Annotated in this window: 17 protein-coding genes and 1 pseudogene; 13 read left to right on the top strand and 5 right to left on the bottom strand. The window is 71.5% G+C overall.

Going from position 1 to position 20014, the window contains the following annotated elements:
* Positions 1-183: 183 nt before the first annotated feature.
* From BLT59_RS24450 to BLT59_RS24430, 5 genes are all read left to right on the top strand, one after another.
* Positions 184-1728 carry a DEAD/DEAH box helicase gene (locus BLT59_RS24450; protein ID WP_091786915.1) on the top strand — a complete coding sequence of 515 codons (1545 nt, stop codon included), beginning with the start codon at positions 184-186 and terminating at the stop codon, positions 1726-1728.
* Positions 1729-1890: 162 nt separating this feature from the next.
* The gene (locus tag BLT59_RS24445; protein WP_091786913.1) at positions 1891-2301 is read left to right on the top strand and encodes a hypothetical protein; all 411 of its coding nucleotides are present in this window, start codon (positions 1891-1893) and stop codon (positions 2299-2301) included.
* An 80-nt stretch (positions 2302-2381) separates the two neighbouring features.
* Positions 2382-2786 (top strand): FixH family protein, encoded by a 405-nt coding sequence (locus BLT59_RS24440; protein WP_091786910.1) that lies wholly within the window; start codon positions 2382-2384, stop codon positions 2784-2786.
* Positions 2783-4255: an efflux RND transporter periplasmic adaptor subunit gene (locus BLT59_RS24435; protein ID WP_091786907.1), complete on the top strand. Its 1473-nt coding sequence runs from the start codon at positions 2783-2785 to the stop codon at positions 4253-4255. The genes BLT59_RS24440 and BLT59_RS24435 overlap by 4 nt, the downstream gene beginning before the upstream one ends.
* The gene (locus BLT59_RS24430; protein WP_091786904.1) at positions 4252-7431 is read left to right on the top strand and encodes an efflux RND transporter permease subunit; all 3180 of its coding nucleotides are present in this window, start codon (positions 4252-4254) and stop codon (positions 7429-7431) included. Before BLT59_RS24435 ends, BLT59_RS24430 begins: the two co-directional genes overlap by 4 nt.
* A 209-nt stretch (positions 7432-7640) precedes the next feature.
* Here the strand turns inward: BLT59_RS24430 and BLT59_RS24425 are convergent.
* Positions 7641-7884 (bottom strand): annotated as a pseudogene (locus BLT59_RS24425) (molybdopterin-dependent oxidoreductase); the annotation flags it as partial.
* A 220-nt stretch (positions 7885-8104) separates the two neighbouring features.
* The gene (locus tag BLT59_RS24420; RefSeq protein ID WP_175544119.1) at positions 8105-10003 is read right to left on the bottom strand and encodes a tetratricopeptide repeat protein; all 1899 of its coding nucleotides are present in this window, start codon (positions 10001-10003) and stop codon (positions 8105-8107) included.
* Between the two features lie 280 nt (positions 10004-10283).
* Between BLT59_RS24420 and BLT59_RS24415 the strand changes: the two genes are divergently transcribed.
* From BLT59_RS24415 to BLT59_RS24405, 4 genes are all read left to right on the top strand, one after another.
* Positions 10284-10469, top strand: coding sequence for a YegP family protein (locus BLT59_RS24415; RefSeq protein WP_091786899.1), 186 nt, complete (start codon positions 10284-10286; stop codon positions 10467-10469).
* Between the two features lie 165 nt (positions 10470-10634).
* Positions 10635-10904: a hypothetical protein gene (locus tag BLT59_RS24410; protein ID WP_091786892.1), complete on the top strand. Its 270-nt coding sequence runs from the start codon at positions 10635-10637 to the stop codon at positions 10902-10904.
* 149 nt (positions 10905-11053) lie between these two features.
* Positions 11054-11191, top strand: a complete 138-nt coding sequence (locus BLT59_RS31475; RefSeq protein ID WP_175544118.1) for a hypothetical protein — start codon at positions 11054-11056, stop codon at positions 11189-11191.
* Between the two features lie 26 nt (positions 11192-11217).
* Entirely contained in the window at positions 11218-11670 is a 453-nt protein-coding gene (locus BLT59_RS24405) for an acyl-CoA thioesterase (protein ID WP_175544117.1), read from the top strand.
* On the opposite strand, the gene BLT59_RS24400 is transcribed toward BLT59_RS24405, so the two are convergent.
* On the bottom strand, positions 11663-12202 hold the full coding sequence (locus BLT59_RS24400; RefSeq protein ID WP_091786881.1) for a superoxide dismutase family protein: 540 nt from the start codon (positions 12200-12202) through the stop codon (positions 11663-11665). The genes BLT59_RS24405 and BLT59_RS24400 overlap by 8 nt on opposite strands.
* A 109-nt stretch (positions 12203-12311) precedes the next feature.
* Here BLT59_RS24400 and BLT59_RS24395 point away from each other — a divergent pair, with 109 nt between their 5' ends.
* The 4 genes from BLT59_RS24395 (at position 12312) to BLT59_RS24380 (ending at position 17668) form a co-directional block, all read left to right on the top strand.
* The gene (locus BLT59_RS24395; RefSeq protein ID WP_091786873.1) at positions 12312-13091 is read left to right on the top strand and encodes a TlyA family RNA methyltransferase; all 780 of its coding nucleotides are present in this window, start codon (positions 12312-12314) and stop codon (positions 13089-13091) included.
* Complete coding sequence (locus tag BLT59_RS24390; protein WP_091786870.1) at positions 13088-14341, top strand: class I SAM-dependent RNA methyltransferase; 1254 nt, start codon at positions 13088-13090, stop codon at positions 14339-14341. Before BLT59_RS24395 ends, BLT59_RS24390 begins: the two co-directional genes overlap by 4 nt.
* Positions 14342-14880: 539 nt before the next feature.
* On the top strand, positions 14881-15885 hold the full coding sequence (locus BLT59_RS24385) for a magnesium transporter CorA family protein (protein WP_091786867.1): 1005 nt from the start codon (positions 14881-14883) through the stop codon (positions 15883-15885).
* A gap of 97 nt (positions 15886-15982) precedes the next feature.
* The gene (locus tag BLT59_RS24380; protein ID WP_091786865.1) at positions 15983-17668 is read left to right on the top strand and encodes a methyl-accepting chemotaxis protein; all 1686 of its coding nucleotides are present in this window, start codon (positions 15983-15985) and stop codon (positions 17666-17668) included.
* 3 nt (positions 17669-17671) lie between these two features.
* On the opposite strand, the gene BLT59_RS24375 is transcribed toward BLT59_RS24380, so the two are convergent.
* Together BLT59_RS24375 and BLT59_RS24370 are read right to left on the bottom strand one after the other, a co-directional pair.
* Positions 17672-17992, bottom strand: coding sequence for a DMT family transporter (locus tag BLT59_RS24375; RefSeq protein ID WP_091786863.1), 321 nt, complete (start codon positions 17990-17992; stop codon positions 17672-17674).
* A gap of 181 nt (positions 17993-18173) precedes the next feature.
* Positions 18174-19871: a B12-binding domain-containing radical SAM protein gene (locus BLT59_RS24370; protein WP_091786861.1), complete on the bottom strand. Its 1698-nt coding sequence runs from the start codon at positions 19869-19871 to the stop codon at positions 18174-18176.
* Positions 19872-20014 lie beyond the last annotated feature (143 nt).

The raw sequence follows: 20014 nt of genomic DNA, 5'->3' as shown, positions 1-20014 counted from the left end.
TGAGGGGGCTGCGTGACGGATCGGGCGCCTTCCCGGCGTGATCCGGCCCCCCTCTTCATAACGTGCATGCACCCGGGTCGCCCCATCACGCGGGCTGCCCCCTGCCAACGGACCGGCTTAAACACGGTACAGCTCGCGTGCGACGCGAGGCGCCCGGCCGGCCCTGCTGCATCGGATACATCCTTGACCCAATTCACCGATTTCGGCCTCGCCCAGCCCGTGCTGCGGGCGCTCAGCGAGGCCGGCTACGTCGCGCCGACCCCGATTCAGGCTCAGGCGATCCCGCCGGCCATGGAGGGTCGCGACCTCTGCGGCATCGCCCAGACCGGCACCGGCAAGACCGCGGCCTTCGCGCTGCCGATCCTGCACCGCCTCGCGCTCTCGGACCGTCGCGCCCCGCGCCGCGGCTGCCGGGTGCTGGTGCTCTCGCCGACCCGCGAGCTCGCCAACCAGATCGCCGAATCCTTCTCGGATTACGGTCGTCACCTGTCCTTCACCAATACGGTGGTGTTCGGCGGCGTCACGATCAGTCGGCAGGAGCGCGCCCTTGCGCCGGGCGTCGACATCCTCGTCGCCACCCCTGGCCGGCTGATCGACCTGATCGAGCGCCGCTCGCTGACCCTTGAGGGCGTCGAGATCCTCGTCCTCGACGAGGCCGACCAGATGCTCGACCTCGGCTTCATCCACGCCCTCAAGCGCATCGTGAAGATGCTGCCCACGCAGCGCCAGAGCCTGTTCTTCTCGGCCACCATGCCGAAGAACATCGCGGGCCTCGCGGCGCAGTACCTGACCGATCCGGTCCAGGTCGCGGTGACGCCGGTCGCCACCACGGCCGAGCGGGTCGAGCAGGAGGTGATCTTCGTCCATACCGGCGCCAAGCAGGCGCTGCTCGGCCACATCCTGCGCGATCCGGCGATCGAGCGCGTGCTCGTCTTCACCCGCACCAAACACGGGGCGGACCGGGTCGTGCGCGGCCTCGACAAGGTCGGCATCGCGGCAGCCGCGATCCACGGCAACAAGAGCCAGCCTCAGCGCGAGCGGGCGCTGGCTGCCTTCAAGGACGGATCCTGCCGGGTCCTGGTCGCCACCGACATCGCGGCCCGCGGCATCGATGTCGAGGGCGTGAGCCACGTGGTCAATTTCGACCTGCCGAACGTGCCGGAGAGCTATGTCCACCGGATCGGGCGCACCGCTCGGGCCGGGGCGGACGGCCTCGCCATCTCGTTCTGCAACGACGAGGAGAAGGCCTACCTGCGCGACATCGAGCGTGTGACCCGGCAGAAGGTCCCGGTCGCGGGCTTCCCGGAGGGCTTCACCCCGCCGTCCCGCCAGGAAGCGGCCGAGATCGCCCGCGAGGAGGAGCGCCGGCCTGAGCGGCAGCGGCCCGGCGCCGGCCGCCAGGGCCAGCGGCCACGGCAGCAGCAGGGCCGTCCCCAGCAGGGCCGTCCCGAGGGCGGTCGCGGCTTCGGCGGCCAGGGCCAGGGTGCCCCCCGGCAGGGTCGGCCCCAGGAGGGTCGGACCGACGCCCGCGCCGACGGGCGGAGCCACGCCACGCAGGGTCGCGACGTCCGCGCCGATCGGCCGGCACGTCCGCAGGGCGAGCGCCCCAACCAGGCTCGTCCGAGCCGTGACGCCCGGCCCCAGCGGGGCGATGCCCGGCCGCGCAGTGGCGGCGGCAGCGGCGAAGGTCGCAACATCGGCTGGCTGGAGCGGGCGCCCCGCTCCTGAGCGTTGGGATCGAGCCGCCCGGGACGGGTCCGTCCGGGCGGCTTTGTCTCTGGACAGCGCGCGGCCGATCAGCGGCACCGAACGGGGTGCGGCGCTCCCTGGCGCTTTGAACCCGACCGGTTTGCCCTTCCGCTTCCGCTCGGAATTTGGCATCCTGGCGCCGTGAACTTCTGGTCGGCCCTTCGGCGTCTGTTGCCGCTCCTCGCGGTGATCAGCCTCGCCCTGACGCCGGTGACCGCTCCCGCGGTCACCGCGGGTCCGCACGTGCCGATGGCCGGGCCGGCCCACGACCATGGGGACCATCACCACGCCGCCGCGTTGGAGATGGCCGCCGGTGACGCCGACATGATGGCGGACATGGACACCATGCCGTGCTGCCCGAAGCCGGCCAAGACCGACTGTGCCAAGGGCTGCCCGCTGATGGCGCTCTGCCTGGCCGGCATGGCCTCGCTCCTTCCAGGCGCGATCGCCCTCCCGGTACCGACCGCGATCGGTCTGAGCACCTGCTGGCCCGAGGCCGCGGCCTTCGCCAGCCGGCCGGGGGCCCCGCTACCCGAGCCTCCCCGAGCCTGAACCCGATGCCGCCGGCGCGCGCGCCGGCACGGTGACGCGCGTCCGCGCGCGCCTTCCATCGCGTTCAGGAGACAACACCCGTGATCAAGCTCCCCCTCGCGCGTGCCGCCGCGGCCGCGCTGCTCGCTGCCGTCCTGTCGGCTCCAGCCCAGCCGGCGCGCGCCGAAGTCAAGGATTACCGCTTCGAACTCGTGCAGCCGGAGACCAAGGTCGGCGAGACGGTCCTCACTGTCCGACTCGTCGACCGGCGCAGCGGCAAGCTGGTGCCCGACGCCGTGATCTTCGCCAAGCGCCTCGACATGGCGCCAGACGCCATGGAGGAGATGGCCACCAAGGTCGAGCAGCTGCCGTCGACCGAGCCCGGCCTCTACCGGTTCAAGGCCAGGCTCTCGATGCAGGGCCGCTGGCGCCTGTCGCTCGCCGCGAAGGTGCAGGGTGAGACCGGCACGGTCGACGACCAGCTGATCGTCCAGGCCGCCAAATGAGCCGCACCGCCTGGTTCGCCGGGGCCCTCGCCGCACTCGCGGCGGGGGGGATCGGCTACGGCGCGGGGCACGGGGGCGACCCCGTGCCGGCGCTGGTCGCGGCCGCGCGGACGCGGTTCGCCGCCTGGTGGCCGAACGGAGCGGCGCCAGCCATCCCGGCCGCGGCGACCGGTCCCGTGGTCTATTACCAGGACCCGGACGGGAAGCCGGTCTACGCGCTCGCCCCGATGATGACCGCGGACGGGCGCGCGTTCCGGGCGGTGCGCGCCAGCGAGGACGTCCACTTCGATCTCCCGGACGACGCTCCCGGCCCCGACGCGGCCGGCGCGGAGGCCGCCGGCCACCGGCCCGATTCCGGCGCGCGCGCGATCCTCTACTACCGCAACCCGATGGGCCTGCCGGACACGTCGCCGGTGCCGAAGAAGGACTCGATGGGGATGGACTACGTCCCCGTCTACGCCGACGCGGATGCGGGCGGCCCGGTCGTGACGGTCCCGGCCGGCCGGATCCAGCGCACCGGCGTGCGGGTCGCGACCGCGGAGCGGCGGGTAGTGGCGCAGCCGGTGCGCGTGCCCGGCACGCTGGCCCTCGACGAGCGCCGCGTCACCGTCGTGGCCACCCGCTCGGACGCCTACGTCGACCGTGTCGAGAGCGTTACGACCGGGGACCGGGTCCGCCGCGGCCAGCCCCTGGTCCACGTCTATTCGCCGGAGATCAACGCGGCCGCGGCCCAGCTCATCGCCAATCCCGGCTTCGATGGGGCGCGGCGGCGCCTGCAGAACCTCAACGTCTCCGAATCCGTCATCGACGCGATGGAGCGCACCCGCACGGTGCCCATGGCCATCACGTGGTCCTCGCCCCGCGACGGTATCGTCCTGCAGCGGAACGCCGTGGAGGGCATGAAGGCCGCGGCCGGAGACACCCTGTTCCGGATCGCCGACATCGCGGTGCTGTGGGTGCTGGCCGACGTGCCCGAGCGCGACCTCGCGGGGATCCGCGTCGGCCAGGTCGCGACCGTGCGCCCGCGCTCGGCGCCGGGCCGGACGGTCACCGGCAGGGTGGCGGTGATCTACCCGCAAGTGAATCCCGAGACCCGCGCCGCCCGGGTGCGGATCGAGCTGCCGAACCCGGACGGCACGCTCCTGCCCGACATGTACGCCGACGTCGCGATCGACACGGGGAGTGCCGAGCCGGTGGTGGCGGTCCCGGACGACGCCGTCCTCGACTCGGGCACGCGCCAGGTCGTGCTGCTCGAGCGCGGCGAGGGCCGCTTCGAGCCACGGGCCGTGACGGTCGGCGCGCGGGGCGAGGGCTTCACTGAGATCCGCGCCGGGATCGCGGCCGGCGACCGGGTGGTCACGGCGGCGAACTTTCTGATCGACGCCGAGAGCAACCTGAAGGCGGCGCTCCAGGGTCTCGCCCCGCCGCGGGACGACCGGCAGGCGGCCCGTGCGGGGGACGCGCCGTGATCGCCCGCCTCATCGCTTGGTCGGCCCGCAACCTAGTCCTGGTGCTGGTCGGGACCGCGCTGGCGGTCGGCGCCGGCCTCCAGGCGCTCCGGACGCTGCCGCTGGACGCCATCCCCGACCTCTCGGACGTGCAGGCTATCGTCTACACCGAGTATCCCGGCCAGGCGCCGCAGGTGGTCGAGGATCAGGTCACCTACCCGCTCACCACCGCCATGCTGACGGTGCCGCGGGCCAAGGTGGTGCGGGGCTTCTCGTTCTTCGGCGTCTCCTTCGTCTACGTGATCTTCGAGGACGGCACCGACCCGTACTGGGGCCGCTCGCGGGTGCTGGAATATCTCAACGGCGCGGCGCGCCGCCTGCCGCAAGGCGTGACGCCGACGCTCGGCCCCGACGCCACCGGCGTGGGCTGGGTCTACCAGTACGTCGTGGTCGCGCGGGAGCGGACGCTGGCGGAACTCCGCGCGCTGCAGGACTGGGTGATCCGCTTCGCGGCCTCGCGGGCCGAGGGCGTCGCGGAGGTCGCGGGCGTCGGCGGCTTCGTGAAGCAGTACAACGTGGTTGTCGACCCGAACCGGCTGCGCGCCCAGGGCATCACCCTCGCGGCGCTCCGGGACGCGATCCGGTCGAGCAACGCCGATGTCGGCGGTCGCACGGTCGAGCTCTCCGAGTTCGAGTTCATGGTGCGGGGTCGCGGCTACCTGCGCGGCGTCGCCGACATCGAGGCCATCGTCCTGAAGAGTGCGGGTGGCACGCCGCTGCGGGTGCGGGACGTCGCCCGGGTCGAGCTCGGACCCGACGAGCGGCGGGGCATCACCGAGATGAACGGCGACGGCGAGGTCGCCGGCGGCATCGTGATCCAGCGCTTCGGCGCCAACGCCCTGTCGGTCATCGAGAGCGTGAGGGCAAAGCTCGCGGAGATCGCCCGCAGCCTGCCGGCCGGCACCGAGATCCTGCCGGTCTACGACCGCTCCCAGCTGATCGAGGCCGCGATCGACACCCTCCGGCACACCCTGGTCGAGGAGAGCCTCGTCGTCTCTCTGGTCTGCGTGGTGTTCCTGCTGCATGTGCGCAGCGCCCTCGTCGCCATCCTGATGCTGCCGGTGGGGATCCTGATGGCGCTGGCGGGCATGAAGGCCCTGGGGCTCGGCGCCAACATCATGAGCCTCGGCGGCATCGCCATCGCGGTCGGCGCCATGATCGACGCCGCGATCGTGATGATCGAGAACGCCCACAAGCACTTGGAGCGGGCGCCCCCCGGCGGCGACCGGGTCGCGATCCTGGTCGCGGCGGCCGCCGAGGTCGGGCCGTCCCTGTTCTTCTCGCTCCTGGTGATCACGGTCAGCTTCCTGCCGATCTTCACCCTGGAAAGCCAGGAGGGCCGCCTGTTCGGCCCGCTCGCCTACACCAAGACCTTCGCGATGGCCGCCGCGGCCTTGCTGTCGGTGACGCTGGTCCCGGCCCTGATGGTGCTGTGCGTGCGCGGGCGGATCATCCCCGAGCACCGCAACCCGCTGAACCGGCTCCTCATCGGCGCCTACCGGCCGGTGATCGCCGCCGTGCTGCGGGCCCGGGTGCCGACGATCCTGCTCGCTGCAGGGCTCCTGGCGGCGACCGCGTGGCCGGCCCGGCAGCTCGGCTCGGAGTTCATGCCGGACCTCGACGAGGGCACCCTGCTCTACATGCCGACGACCCTGCCGGGGATCTCGGTGACGAAGGCCGGCGAGCTGCTCGCCACCCAGGACCGGATCATCAAGAGCTTCCCGGAGGTGGCCTCCGTTTACGGCAAGGCCGGCCGGGCGGCCACGGCGACCGACCCGGCGCCGATGGAGATGTTCGAGACCGTGATCGCCCTGAAGCCGAAGGCGGAGTGGCGGCCGGGGGTCACGCTCGCCGGCCTCAAGGCCGAGATGGACGCGGCGCTGCAATTCCCGGGCGTGTCGAACGCCTGGACGCAGCCGATCCGCGCCCGCATCGACATGCTGGCGACCGGCATCCGCACGCCGGTGGGCGTGAAGGTGCTGGGCACCGACCTCACCGCGATGGAGGCGGTGGCCCGGCAGGTCGAGTCGGCGCTCCGGTCCGTTTCGGGCACGTCGAGCGCCTACGCCGAGCGGGTGATCGGCGGCTACTTCCTCGACATCACTCCGGACCGGGAGGCGCTCGGGCGCTACGGCCTCCGGGTCGGGGACGTCCAGGACGTGATCGCCACCGCGCTGGGCGGCCAGAGCGTCACCGAGACCGTCGAGGGCCGCGAGCGGTACACGCTCAACGTCCGCTACCCCCGGGCCTTCCGCTCGGACCCGGCCGCCATCGCCGACACGGTGCAGGTGCCGCTGCCGGCGGGCGGGACCGTGCCTCTGCGCGAGGTCGCGGCGGTGGCGCTGAACCGCGGCCCGACGGCGATCCGCACCGAGAACGGCCAGCTCGCGGTCTACATCTACGTCGACATCGCCGGCCGGGACCTCGGCGGCTACGTCGCGGCGGCGCGGCAGGCGGTGGCCGACGCGGTAACGCTGCCGGCCGGCACCACCCTCCAGTGGAGCGGGCAGTACGAATCCCTGGCCCGAGCCGAGGCGCGCCTCGCGGTCGTCGTCCCGCTGACGCTGCTCCTCGTGTTTCTGCTTCTCTACCTGAACTTCCGGCGGCTCACCGAGACGCTCATCGTCATGCTGTCCCTGCCATTCGCGCTGGTCGGCGGGGTCTGGCTGCTCTGGTGGATGGGCTTCAACCTGTCGGTGGCGGTGGCGGTAGGCTTCATCGCGCTGGCCGGCGTCGCCGCTGAGACCGGAGTGATCATGCTGGTCTATCTCGACCACGCCCTCGACGCGGCGCGGGCCGCCTGCGGCCGTGCTGGCCGGCCCCTGACCCGCGCGGATCTGCGGGCGGCCATCATGGTCGGCGCGGTCGAGCGGGTGCGGCCCAAGATGATGACGGTCGTGGCCATCATGGCGGGGCTGCTGCCGATCCTCTGGAGCCAGGGCGCCGGCTCGGAGGTCATGCAGCGCATCGCGGTTCCGATGATCGGCGGGATGGTCTCTTCGACCCTCCTGACCCTGATCGTCATCCCGGCGGTCTACGCCCTGGTGAAGGGCTGGGGCCTGCCGGCGACCGGAGGGGACATCCGGCCGGCGGCGCGGTCCCACCAGCCGCGGAGCGCCGACACAGTCGCCGGATGATGGCTCGGCCGTTCTTGCGAGCGCAAGGAAGCGATCCGGCTGGCGCCACATCCGCGGATATGGCGCTTCCTCGGGTCACTGCGCTGCGTCGGTGGTGAAGAGCGGATCTCCGCGAGCCAACCGTTCAGTTCGCCCGCGAGACCTCGACGAGGGTGTCGGAGAACGAGGGGGCGTGGCCCATGTTGGTGAAGGCCGCCGACGAGATGCGGCCCGTACTGGTAGATGATCGCCTTCCAGCGGGTGACGATCGTGTCGAGCGCCTCGTCCCAGGTGATCCGCTCGAACTGCTTGGAGCCCTTCGGGCCGACGCGCTTCATCGGGTAGAGGAGCCGGTCCGGGTGGTAGTGGCGCTTCTCGTAGTCCTTCAGCTTCACGCTGAGGCCGCCCCGGGTCATCGGGTGGTCCGGGTTGCCGCCCCCCCTGGAGCTGGCCGTCCTTGACGTCGAACAGCATCGAGCAGGTGTCGGGGCAATCGTGCGGGCAGCCTCCGAAGATGACCTTCGAGAAGGCCTCGGGCCGGTCGATCTCGTTGGTGGCTTCCTCCCTCACCGGCCGCGAGCGTCCCGTCATTGTGCAGGTTTCTCGGCGCGGCGCCGGTCCAGCCTATATGCGAAAGAACAAAAATTCTGATCCCATGCGCGGCGGTCGTTCCGCTCAGAGTCGTCGCCCGGGCTCAGCTCTCCGGCAGGCCGGCGCGACGCAGTCCGTCATAGATGCGCGCACGCTGGGCGAGGAAGGTCGGATCGGTGGAAGTCAGGCTCCGGTACCGGGCGAGGGTGTAGCCGGGCCGTAGCCTGAGAAATTCGGCGAGGGAGGCCCGCGCCTCCGCCTCTCGGCCGAGCCGCGCGAAGGCGCAGGCGAGATAGAGGTGTGGGAAGTCGAAGAGCGGGTTCACCGCAGCCGCGCGGCGGAGCGGCTCGATCGCCTCCCGATCCTGACCGAGATGGAGCTTGGCCAACCCGTCCCGGGCGAGCCACGCGCCGAGCAGGGGATCCTTCGGACTGAGGCGGATGGCGGCGGCGATGTCGCGTTCCGTCTCCTCGGCCCGGCCGAGGAAGATCTGGATGAGGCCACGATAGGCGTAGGCGCGCGCGAAGCTCGGGTTCAGGACGAGCACCCGGTCGAACGCGGCGAGGGCCTCCGCGTAGCGCGAGCGGGCGCGCAGGGTCTCCCCGCGCAAATAATGCGCGAAAGGATGGGTCGGATCGCCCTGCAGGACCGAGGCGATCGCCTGCTCGGCCGTATCGAGATCCGCGGTCCGCTCCGTCGTCCAGCCGTTCAGCACGCCATCGACGAGCACCTCGGCCAGGCCCAGGCGCGCGTCGACATTCGCCGGATCGAGACTGAGCGCGCGCTCGAACAGCGGGCGGGCCTGGGCGTGGTTGTCACGGGCGAAGGGCCGGTTGAGCAGCGCCTGTCCACGCATGATCAGGTCCACTGCGTCCGCCGGCTGACCCGACCGGGCCTGCGTGGCGGCCTCCAGAAGACGCACGCCGAGGGCGCGGCCGACCTGAGCAACGAGGACGTCCTGGGCGGCACCGACCGCAGCCCGCGGTCCGTCATAGCGATCCGCCCAGAGGGCTGCCCCGGTCTCGACGTCGGTGAGCTGCACGGCGAAACGCACCTGCTCGCCGCTCTGCCGCAGGCTTCCCTGCACGACGTAGCGCACGCCGAGTTCGCGGCCGACGGCACGCGGCTCGACCGGCCGGCCCCTATACGCTTGGGCCGTGCCGTGGGCGATGACGAAGGTGCCTGGTGCGCGGGCGAGATCGGCCGAGAGGTCCTCGGCGAGCTGCTCGGCGAGATAATCCTGGTCCGCCTCGCCACTCTGGTTCGCGAGGGGCAGAACCACCAGCGATAGCCGCGGGCGCGCGGGCTCGGCCGGCCCGTCCGACCGCTCGGATCCGACCAGGTGGGACCAGGCCAGGGCTAGCCCGGCGGCGGCGAGAATCGCGACAGCGCCGAGCGTCGGCCGCAGGGCGGCGCGGACGCGGCCTGCCCGGAGGGACCTCGACGGCCGTTCGTCCGGCGGCGGCACGGCGTACACGCGCACCGGCCGGGTGATGTTCTTCAGCCGCTGGGGGCCGAGATCGATGAAGGGGATCTCGGCGAGGCCGCGCACCTGCAGGTAGGCGGCCTCCGAAAGCCTCAGGGCGCCGGGCTCGGCCGCGGTCTGCAGGCGTGCGGCGATGTTCACGCCATCGCCGAACAGATCGCCGTCGTGCACCATGACGTCGCCGATATGGATCCCGATCCGGAGACGGAACTGCGCGGCCTCCCCCTCGGCCTCGGCGAGCGCCCGCTGGATCGCCACCGCGCAGCACACGGCGTCCATCACCGACGCGAACTCGGCCAGCACGCTGTCCCCGGCGGTGTTGGCGATCCGCCCGTGTCGGGCCGCGATCAGGCGGTCGACGATCCGCCGGGTGGCCTGCAGCGCCCGCATGGCGCCGCTCTCGTCGGCATGCATCGCCTTCGAATAGCCGGCAATGTCGGCGGCGAAGATCGCGGATAGCCGCCGTTCCGGAACCGCCCATTCCGACGCGCTGGACCGTGCCCTGTTCTCGCTCATCGCGATCCGTTCACGCCTCGGAATTCCGAGCCTGGCCGCGCGATTCGCCCCCGCGCCCGCGACGCAGCCGAATACTGCGTTGGTACGATAATGTCGAGCAAACAACGGCATTCGCATCATCGAAAACAATGAAGCACGCCGGACCTGAAGCCGTGGTGCGCCACCGGTCGGGTCTGCGATCGCCCGCGGCGCGGCCCGATCGCAGACCCGCCGGGGACGCATCCTTTTTTTGCGCAGCCGGCCACCCATCTCATCCGGTGGATGAATGGGGGCCTGCATCATGCGGTTCGAAATCTACCGGGACGCAACGGGCGAATGGCGCTGGCGCCTGCGGGCCCGCAACGGCGAGGTGATCGCCGAATCGGGCGAAGGCTATGTCCGCCGCGAGGATTGCGAGCACGGCATCAGCCTGGTGCGCCAGAGCGCCGAGGCCCGCATCGAGGACATGACCACCAAGATCGCCTGATCCGTCCGGTCTCAACCCCTGGTCAACCCTATCCGAAACGTCGCAGCGGTTATGCTGCAACGCTTCCGCTCGCTCACGCGTTGCAGCGTTTCGGACCGGGCGGATGTCCTCGCGTCCCGTGCGGTTCGTCGACCAGGACGTAATGACACGAAGGGAGTCGAGACCGTGCTGAGGAAATTCCTGCTCGCGGCCCTGCTGGTACTGGGCTTTGCGGCTGCGGCGCCGGAGGGTGCGTCCGCCGCGCCGGTCGGCCCGGGCCTGGCCCTGCCGGCCGATGCCGCGCCGGCAATGACCGAGAAGGCCCAGTACTATTACCGCCGCCGCTTCTACGGCCCGCGGCCCTACTGGCGCCGCCCGTATTACGGCCGCCGGTTCTATTACGGCCCGCGGCCCTATTACCGCCGTCCCTACTGGCGCCGCCGGTTCTACTACTGAGCGGTTCTCAGACTTGACCGGCCCGGCGGCTCCATCGAGCCGCCGGGCTTTTTCACGCCCCGATTCGAGGTGCGCGACCGCGGCCCTTGCTTTATCGTGCCGGGAACGGGACCGCCGACGGCAGATCGGCCCGCCCGGGAGGAGGCCCGATGAACGATATTGCGCAACGCGCCGAGCCCGCAGCGGCGACGCCGGACCTCTGGCAATCCATCCCGCTCGAATGCATCCTGAGCGCGGTCGCCGTCCTCCTGGCGGCGGGTCTCAAGCTCGCCGGCCTGTTGTCCTGACGGCGCGCGGGGGGCGGATGGACGGCATGCAGCACGTCGCACTCTCACCGGCCGAAAGCGTGCTGCCGCCCGCGGAGGTCGATCTGCCCAAGGGCGACCTCACGGTGCGCACCATCGCCATGCCGGCCGACACCAACGCCAACGGCGACATCTTCGGCGGCTGGGTGCTCTCGCAGATGGATCAGGCCGGCGGCATCGCGGGGGTCGACCGGGCGCAGGGCCGGGTCGTCACCGTGGCGCTCGAATCCATGACCTTCATTCGGCCGGTCCGGGTCGGCGACGTGCTGTGCGTCTACACCCGGGTGTCGCATGTCGGCCGGACCTCGATGAAGATCGAGGTCGAGGCCTGGGCGCGGCGCTTCTGCACCCAGGTCCGCGAGCGGGTCACGCAGGCGACCTTCACCTTCGTGGCCATCGACGAGGCCGGCCGCCCGCGGCCGATCCCGCCGGCGGTGCCCTCGCCCTCCGCGACTACTTGATCACCCCGCAGGCGACCCGGTCGCCGGCGCCGCCGATCGGCTGGCTGGTGTGGTCGTCCTCGTTGGCGTGGATGATCAGCGCGGCGCCGTCGCCATCCTTCAGGCCGCCCTCGCCGTTCAGCGGCGTCTCGCTCGAGACCTCGGCATTGGCCGAGCCGTCCTGCGCCGCGTAGAGGTTCGGCAGGTCGCCCTCGTCGGGGCCCTCGGCGTTGAGCAGGCCGTGCTTGCTCTGGTCGTGGTTCACATGCGCCTTCGAGTTCATGAACTTCGGATCCGAGCAGTCGCCGACGGCGTGGAAATGCATCCCGTGCCAGCCGGGCGGCAGCCCGCCGGGCTGGATCGTCACGCGCAGGACCAGGGTGTTCGCCCCGTCGCGGATCGCCAGCGTGCCGATCGCGTCGCCCTTGGCGTTCTTGATCGGCGCCGTATAGGTCTCTGCCGGTTTGGCGGCCTCCTTCGGAGGCTCCTGTGCCAGGGCGCCGCCGGCGGCGACGGTCCCGAGCAATGCGAGCAGCGGCAGGGTGCGGGTCATGCGGTGGCTCTCCTGTACGGCCCGGTCTAGTTAGGGAGCGCGCCGGCCTTCGACAGGGCGGCGGCCCGAAACCTTCGCGGCAGATCTGCCTGGACCGTACGAAGCCCCGATGACTCCAGACCGGCCCATCCCGGACCGCGCGCCGCCCGCGGACGATCGCTCCCCGCGTCGCGCCGACCTGTTCCTCGTGGCGCACGGCCATTTCGAGAGTCGGGCCCGGGCGCAGGCGGCCATCCGCGCCGGGCGCGTGCGGGTCGACGGGCGGCCGCTCGCGCGTCCCTCGGATCCGATCGCTCCGGGGGCGCGGATCGAGGCGGAGCCCGAGCATCCCTACGCCTCCCGCGGCGGCCTCAAGCTCGCCGCCGCCCTCGACGCGTTCGGCCTCGATCCAGCCGGCCGCGTCGGCCTCGACGTCGGGGCCTCGACGGGCGGCTTCACCGACGTGCTGCTCGCCCGCGGCGCCTTCCATGTCCACGCGCTCGATGTGGGCAGGGGGCAGCTCCATCCCCGGCTCGCCGGAGATCCGCGCGTGACCAACCGCGAGGGCACCGACATCCGCAGCCTCGGGCCGGACGCCCTGGTCCCGCCCCCCGATCTGGCGAGCGTGGATGTGAGCTTCATCGGCCTGCGCCTCGTGCTGCCGGTCCTTCCGGGCCTGCTGCGGCCGGGGGCGGAGATCGTCGCGCTGATCAAGCCGCAATTCGAGGCCGGCCGGGCCCGGGTCGGCCGCGGCGGCCTCGTGCGCGATCCGGCGGTCCACGCCGAGGTCTGCGCGGCGGTCCGCGGAACCCTGGAGGGGCTCGGCGCCGCGATCCTGGGCCTCATCGACTCGCCGGTGCCGGGCGGCGACGGCAATGCCGAATTCCTGATCGGTGCGAGGTTGCCGTGAGCGAGACAGCTGCAAGCGAGACGGTCACGATCCGGGATCTCGGCGCCCGCGGCGACGGGGTCGCGGAGGACGGGCTCCTGGTCCCCTTCACGCTCCCCGGGGAGCGGGCGGAGATCCGCCGCGAGGCGCGGCGTGCCGAACTCATCGCGATCACGCAGGCCGCGCCCGACCGGGTCGAGCCGTTCTGCCCGTACTATATGCGCTGCGGCGGCTGCCGCACGCAGCACCTCGCGCGGCCGGCGGAACGCGCCTGGAAGCAGGGCCTCGTCGCCCAGGCCCTGTCCCAGGCCCGCCTCGACGTGGTGCCCGGCCCGGCCATCGACGCGCACGGGGACGGGCGTCGCCGCCTCACCTTGCACGTGCGGGAGATCGAAGGCCGCGCCGAGGCCGGGCTGATGGCGGCGCGCAGCCATGCGCTGGTGCCGATCGACCATTGCCCGATCACCGTGCCGGCGCTGCACCCGGCCCCCGCGGTGGCGCGCCGCCTCGCCGCACCCCTGGGCCACGGACGCAAGCCTCTCGACGTGGCCGTCACCGCCACGGACCAGGGCCTGGACGTCGACCTGCGCGGCCACGGTCCGGTGAGCGCCGGCGTCGGTGCCGCGCTGGTGCGGATCGCCGGCGAACTCGGCCTCGCCCGGCTGTCCCTGCACGGCGAGCGGCTCATGGAGGCCGAGCCGGTCTCGGTCACCGCCGGCGCGACCCGCCTCTACCCGTCCCCCGGCGGGTTCCTGCAGGCGACCGCGGCGGGACAGGCGACGCTCTGCGATCTCACCCTGGCGGCGCTGGGTCCCCGCATCCGGCGCGTCGCCGACCTGTTCGCGGGGTGCGGGCCGCTGACCCTGGCGATGGCCCGGACGGCCGCGGTCCATGCCGTCGAGTCCGACGCCGCCGCCCTCGCGGGCCTCGAGCGTTCCGCCCGCGCGGCCTCGGGCCTCCGCAGGATCACCAGCGAGCGCCGCGACCTGTTCCGCCGGCCCCTGCTGCCCCCCGAACTCGATGCCTTCGACGCGGTGGTGTTCGACCCGCCGCGGGCCGGTGCCGAGGCCCAGGCCCGTCAGCTCGCCGCCGCGCGCGTCCCCCTGGTGATCGGCATCGCCTGCGATGCCGGCACCTTCGCCCGGGACGCGGCAACGCTGGTCGCGGGCGGGTACCGGCTGGAGACCGTCACGCCGGTCGACCAGTTCCGCCATTCGGGCCATGTCGAGATGGTCGGCGTGTTCCGGCGCGAACCCGCCCGACGCCGCTAGAGCGGCACCCGACCCGGTTGAGACCGGTCGCGCGCCCGGACAGGCACCGGCGGCAGGGACGAGGCGGCGGGCCTCCGCCCCGAGCGGCCCGAAATGGGGCACGGGGCCGTTCCGTCACCGGCTCGAGGCAGGCCGCAAGCCTTGTGTGGGCACCTCCCAGCCGCTTCCCCTGTCATCCCGGAGCCGCGCAGCGGAATCCGGGATCCGGGACCGCCGACGCGCCAAAGCCCTGCAGGGCGGCGAGTCTGGGTTGCCCGCTTCCGGCGTGCCCCTTCGGGTCCGGGCGCATCTTCGAAGTGCCGACCCGCGAGGAGCGGCGGCGCGAGCGGGCCCCGACCGACAGGATCGACCGCAGCACCTGCGACGGCTGCCACTGAGCCCGGATCGGAGCCGGCCGCTGCGGCGGCGGATCGCGATGTCACGGAAGCGTCAGAAAACAGCGCCACATCCGCGGCACAGCTTGCATCGGCCGCCGTGGTGCCGGATGCGGGCTGCGGCCCTGCGCTGTCCCGTGACCGATCCGCATCCGAGACCTGTTCGTGATCTTCATCCACCAGCCCGCCGTCGGCGCCGGAGCCACGCTGCTTGAACGCCGCGTCATCGATCTCCAGGACACGATCCCCGAGGACACGGTCTGGCTCGACCTGATCCGTCCGAGCCGCGAGGAGGAACTCAAGGTCGAGGCCTTCGCGGGCATCGAGGTGCCGACCCGCGAGGAGATGAAGGACATCGAGCCCTCGGAGCTGCTCTACGTGGAGGACGGCGCCCGCTACATGACCGGGCGGGTGCTCTCGAAGGTCAGCGACGCCGAGGATCCGGGGCTGGCCGGCATCACCTTCATCCTCCGCGGCAACCGGCTGGTAACCGTGCGCCACGAGGAGCCCCAGGCCTTCCGCATGTACACCCAGCGCGCCGGGCGCTCGATGGGCAATGGCAGCGCGTCGGCCACCTCCGGCGAGACGATCCTGGCCGGCCTGATCGAGGCGGTGATCGACCGGGCCGCCGACGTGCTGCAGCTGCAGGGTGAGCGTATCGACCGCCTGTCGGGCAAGATCTTCGAAGTGCAGGAGGATCCCTCCGCCCGCAACACCGCCCTGCAGGACACGCTGCGCGCCCTCGGCCGGCACGGTGATCTCATCTCCAAGCAGCGGGAGAGCCTCGTCTCCATGGAGCGGATCCTGCTTTCGCTGTCAGCGACCTACCGGACCAACAAGGCCCCGCGCGACCTGCGCGAGGATGTGCGTTCGACCCTGCGGGATCTTCAATCCCTCGAGGAGCACGCGACCTTCCTGTCCACGAAAATTCAATTCCTGCTCGATGCGACGCTCGGTTTGGTCAACCTTGAGCAGAACAACATCATCAAGCTGTTCTCGGTCATGGCGGTCGTCTTCATGCCGCCGACCCTGATCGCATCGATCTACGGTATGAACTTTAAGTCCATACCGGAACTAGATCTCACATTCGGATACCCCATGGCACTGATCATGATGGTCGTAGCCGCGGTATTCCCCTACTTCTTCTTCCGTTGGAAGAAGTGGCTCTGACCACAAATGCTGGTATAGAACCGACAAAATATTAAGACCTCTCCGGGAACATGGCGGGACCTGTAGGCGCGGCTCGGCCGCGAGGACGGAACCTCCCATGCGATTCTCCCTCAAGACGGTCCTCGCCGGCGCGATCGGCCTGCTCGCCCTCGCCGCCGTCGGCCAGGGCATCGCCAGCGTCGTCACCCTGTCGGAGATCGAGCGGAACGCCGAGGCGATCTCGCAGCAGGCCCTGCCGCTGCAGAACCAGGCCGAGGCCATCGGAACGGCCGTGCGGGACGCCCGCCTGCGGCTCTACCGCCTCGCGGTGGCCTCCCCGGACGTGGCGGCCCTGGACAAGAACCAGACGGCGCTGACCGACACCCTCGGCGAATTGTCCGGCCTGCGCCAGGCCTATCAGGACCGTCTGACGAGTCCCCAGGCCCGCGCGATCTACGAGCGTTTCACCACCGCCTGGAACGCCTACCAGAACGTCCAGCTCCAAGTGGTCGAGCTGATGATCGCGGGCGACCAGCCGGGCGCCCTCGCGCTCGTGCTGGATCCCGCGACGGGCGCACAGAACGATGCGGCGGTGGCCAGCCTGACCGAGTCGATCGCCGCGGCCCGCGGACAGACCGAGGCCAACGTCGCCGAGACCGTCCAGGCGGCGACGCGCGCCAAGCTGATCGCGATGATCGCCACCGTAGTCGGCCTCGCGGTCGCCGCGGCCGCGATGCTGTTCGCCCTGTTCGGGATCGCGCGCCCGATCGAGCGCATGACAGGCGCGATGGGCCGCCTCGCCGAGGGCGACGAGACCGTGCCGGTCCCGCATACGGGACGCCGCGACGAGATCGGCGCGATGGCCGCGGCCGTGCAGGTCTTCAAGGACAACCTGATCCACACCCGCGCCCTGGAGCGGGAGACCGCGCTGGCGCGCGAGGGCGCCGAGGCGCAGCGCCGGCGGGCCGTCCACGCCATGGCCGAGTCCTTCGAGGCCGCGGTCGGCGGTGTCCTGGGGCGGGTGGCGAACGCCGCCCTCGGGCTGCGCACCGATGCCGAGGCGATGACCAGCACGGCCACCCACACGGCCGAGCGCTCGGCGACCGTGGCGGGCGCCGCGCAGGAGGCCGCCCAGCATGTCGGCACGGTCGCGGCGGCCGCGGAGGAACTCGGGGCCTCGGTGCAGGAGATCGGCCGCCAGGTGGACGGGTCGGCCGACCTGGCCCGGAGCGCGGTGATCCAGGCCGGCGACACGGCCGGCCTCGTGCAGGAATTGAGCACGGCCGCGGGCCGGATCGGCGACGTCGTGCGCCTCATCACCGACATCGCGGGCCAGACCAACCTGCTGGCGCTCAACGCCACGATCGAGGCGGCGCGCGCCGGCGAGGCGGGCCGCGGCTTCGCGGTGGTCGCCAGCGAGGTGAAGCAGCTCGCCGCCCAGACCGCCCGGGCCACCGAGGAGATTGCCGGTCAGGTCGGCCGCATCCAGGGTGCGACCGGGCAGACCGTGGACGCGATCGACGGCATCGCGGCCCGCATCCGCGAGATCGACGGCGTGGCGACCTCGATCGCGGCCGCCGTCGAGCAGCAGGGCGCGGCCACCCGGGAGATCGCCCGGAGCGTCGCCGAGGCCGCGACCGGGACCGGCGCGGTCACCGGGACGATCGACGCGGTGGCGCGGGCGGCCGACGACACCGGCTCGGCCGCCACGCGGATGCTCGCCTCGGCGGCGAGCCTCTCGGACGAGGCCGCCGAGCTGCGCCGGGAGATCGACGCCTTCCTGCACACCGTGCGCGCCGCCTGACGCTCAGCCCGGGCTCGACAGCTTCATCAGGACGAGCCCGGAGCCGATCAGGCCGGCCGCGAGGATCCGGCTGACACTCGCCTGCTCCCCGAGCACGGCGATCCCCACCAGGAAGGCGCCGACCGCGCCGATTCCGGTCCAGATCGTGTAGGCGGTTCCCAGCGGCAGCGTGCGCATCGCCAGCGCCAGGAAGCCGACGCTGCCGGCCATCGCCACGGCCATGATGGCGCTCGGCCAGAGGCGGGTGAAGCCGTCCGACTGCTTCATCGCGAAGGCCCAGACGACCTCCAGCACGCCCGCTGTGACGAGATAGATCCAGGCCAAGGCGGCCCTCCTGACAGGGCCGGGCCGTCCCGGACTTGGGCCCCGTGGACCGGGGGGAGGACGTGGCCTAGCGGGGATGAGCTAAGGTTTCCGGGCGCCGCTGCAAAGCGCGGCGGCACCCGGATCCCCGCCACCACGCTCATCTTGAGGTGCGGGTAGGCTTTCCCGAACCAGCGGCCGCCTACGCCACCGCCGCGAGGTGCTTGACCTCCGCCTTGACCTCCGCCTTGGCCACCACCTTGCCGACCGGCGGCGCCTTGCAGGTCTCGACCTCGGGCGCCAGAACCGGCGGCTGCACCCAGCGGCCGGCGTCGAGATCGGCGATCCGGCCGTTGATCTCGCGGATGACGTAGCGCGAGAACGGGTAGACGTGCAGGTAGATCACCATGTTGGTGACCACCGCCTCCAGGGCGGCCGGGTTGCGGCGGGCGGTCTCCAGGAACACGCTCCAGAAGTGCTTGGCCAGTTCCGGACGCCGGACGGTCATCCGCCAGCACACGCGCAGCAGCGAATAGAGATCGTGGGCGACGTGGCGCCAGTTGAGCTTCTGCGCGGCGAATTTCGGCCGCTTCACCTGGCGCGCAACGACCCGCACCCGGTCGAAGAAGTTCGGCGGATCGTAGATCTCCTGGAGGACGTCGCGGTAATCGGCGAGCACGTCGCGCTGCGGGCGCAGGGTCACGAAGTTGATCCCCTGCGTGCACTGGTCGCCCTGATCGGCCGTAGTCGCCGCATAGTTCTCGTAGAGGCGGCCCTCCTTGCGCAGGCGGCGCGAGAGCTGCGTGTTCGGCAGCGCGAAGAGCAGGCCGACCATGGCGATCGGGATGCCGGTCTGGCTGATGCAGAGCGACATCGCCTTGCTGATGCTGTCCTTCTCGGTATCGAAGCCGACGATGAAGCCGGCCGTGACGAACATGCCGTGCTCGTAGAGCTTGTGCACGCTGTCGGCGATCGAGCGCTTGGTGTTCTGCTTCTTCTGCGTCTGGATCAGCGTCGCCTCGTCGGGCGTCTCGATCCCGGTGAACAGGGCGAAGAAATTCGCGTCCCGCATCATGCCGAGCAGCTCGTCGTCGTCCGCGAGGTTGAGCGAGGCCTCGGTGGAGAACTTGAACGGGTAGCCGTGCGCCTCCTGCCACTTGATCAGGTGGGGCAGGAACAGCTTGATCGCCTTCTTGTTGCCGATCAGGTTGTCGTCGACGAAGTCGACATGGCCGCGATAGCCGAGGCCGTAGAGCCGGTCGAGCTCGGCCAGCATCTGCGGCGTGGTCTTGGTCCGCGGGGCGCGGCCGTAGAGTTCGATGATGTCGCAGAACTCGCAGGTGAACGGGCAGCCGCGCGAGAACTGGACGCCGATATAGAGGTAGTGGCTGAACGTCAGCAGGTCGAAGCGCGGGATCGGGCTCTTGGTGACGTCGGCCTTGAACTTCTCGGCCGTGAAGCGGCCGCGGCGCTCGCCCGCCTCCCAGGCGGCCACGAACGTATCGAGGATGCCCTCGGCCTCGCCCAGCACCAGGAAGTCGGCTTTGTCGTAGACCTCCGGCGTCGAGGTCGGGGCCGGGCCGCCGACGCAGACCGGGGTGCCCAGCGCGACGCAGCGGTCGATGACCACGAGGCAGTCCGGCTCCTGGGGCAGCATGCCGCCGGTCATCACGAGGTCGGCCGCCTGGATCTGCGCGTCCGTCAGTTCCTCGCAGTTGCGGTTGACGAGCGTCACCTGCCAGGCCGGCGGCAGCATCGCGGCGAGCGTGATCAGGCCGAGGGGCGGCGCCGGGGCGCGGGCGCCCTGCAGCTCCATCGCCTCTTTGAAGTTCCACATCGAGTTCTCGTAGAACTTCGGGAACACCATCAGCACGCGCGGGGCCGTGTTCGCATCCGACATGCCAGTTTCCCTCGTTCACTCGCGCGGCCCCGGCCCGAGCCGAGATCGGAGCGGACACAGGATCGCCCCCTCACCTGCGGGTGAATTACGGCCGTTTTTCGCTCCCGCAGCAATCGGCTGCGCCGATCCTGGCGGGACGTCCG

This window comes from Methylobacterium sp. UNC378MF, assembly GCF_900103195.1.
GTDB lineage: Bacteria > Pseudomonadota > Alphaproteobacteria > Rhizobiales > Beijerinckiaceae > Methylobacterium.
Note: the sequence above shows the minus strand (reverse complement) of the source record. Positions and strands in the feature narration are given on the sequence as shown.

Excerpts from the sequence above, each read along its gene's own strand:
- BLT59_RS24435 (WP_091786907.1), top strand. The coding sequence starts at position 2,783 with ATGAGCCGCACCGCCTGGTTCGCCGGGGCCCTCGCCGCACTCGCGGCG.
- BLT59_RS24420 (WP_175544119.1), bottom strand. The coding sequence starts at position 10,003 with ATGAGCGAGAACAGGGCACGGTCCAGCGCGTCGGAATGGGCGGTTCCG.
- BLT59_RS24415 (WP_091786899.1), top strand. The coding sequence starts at position 10,284 with ATGCGGTTCGAAATCTACCGGGACGCAACGGGCGAATGGCGCTGGCGC.
- BLT59_RS31475 (WP_175544118.1), top strand. The coding sequence starts at position 11,054 with ATGAACGATATTGCGCAACGCGCCGAGCCCGCAGCGGCGACGCCGGAC.
- BLT59_RS24405 (WP_175544117.1), top strand. The coding sequence starts at position 11,218 with ATGCAGCACGTCGCACTCTCACCGGCCGAAAGCGTGCTGCCGCCCGCG.
- BLT59_RS24400 (WP_091786881.1), bottom strand. The coding sequence starts at position 12,202 with ATGACCCGCACCCTGCCGCTGCTCGCATTGCTCGGGACCGTCGCCGCC.
- BLT59_RS24395 (WP_091786873.1), top strand. The coding sequence starts at position 12,312 with ATGACTCCAGACCGGCCCATCCCGGACCGCGCGCCGCCCGCGGACGAT.
- BLT59_RS24380 (WP_091786865.1), top strand. The coding sequence starts at position 15,983 with ATGCGATTCTCCCTCAAGACGGTCCTCGCCGGCGCGATCGGCCTGCTC.
- BLT59_RS24370 (WP_091786861.1), bottom strand. The coding sequence starts at position 19,871 with ATGTCGGATGCGAACACGGCCCCGCGCGTGCTGATGGTGTTCCCGAAG.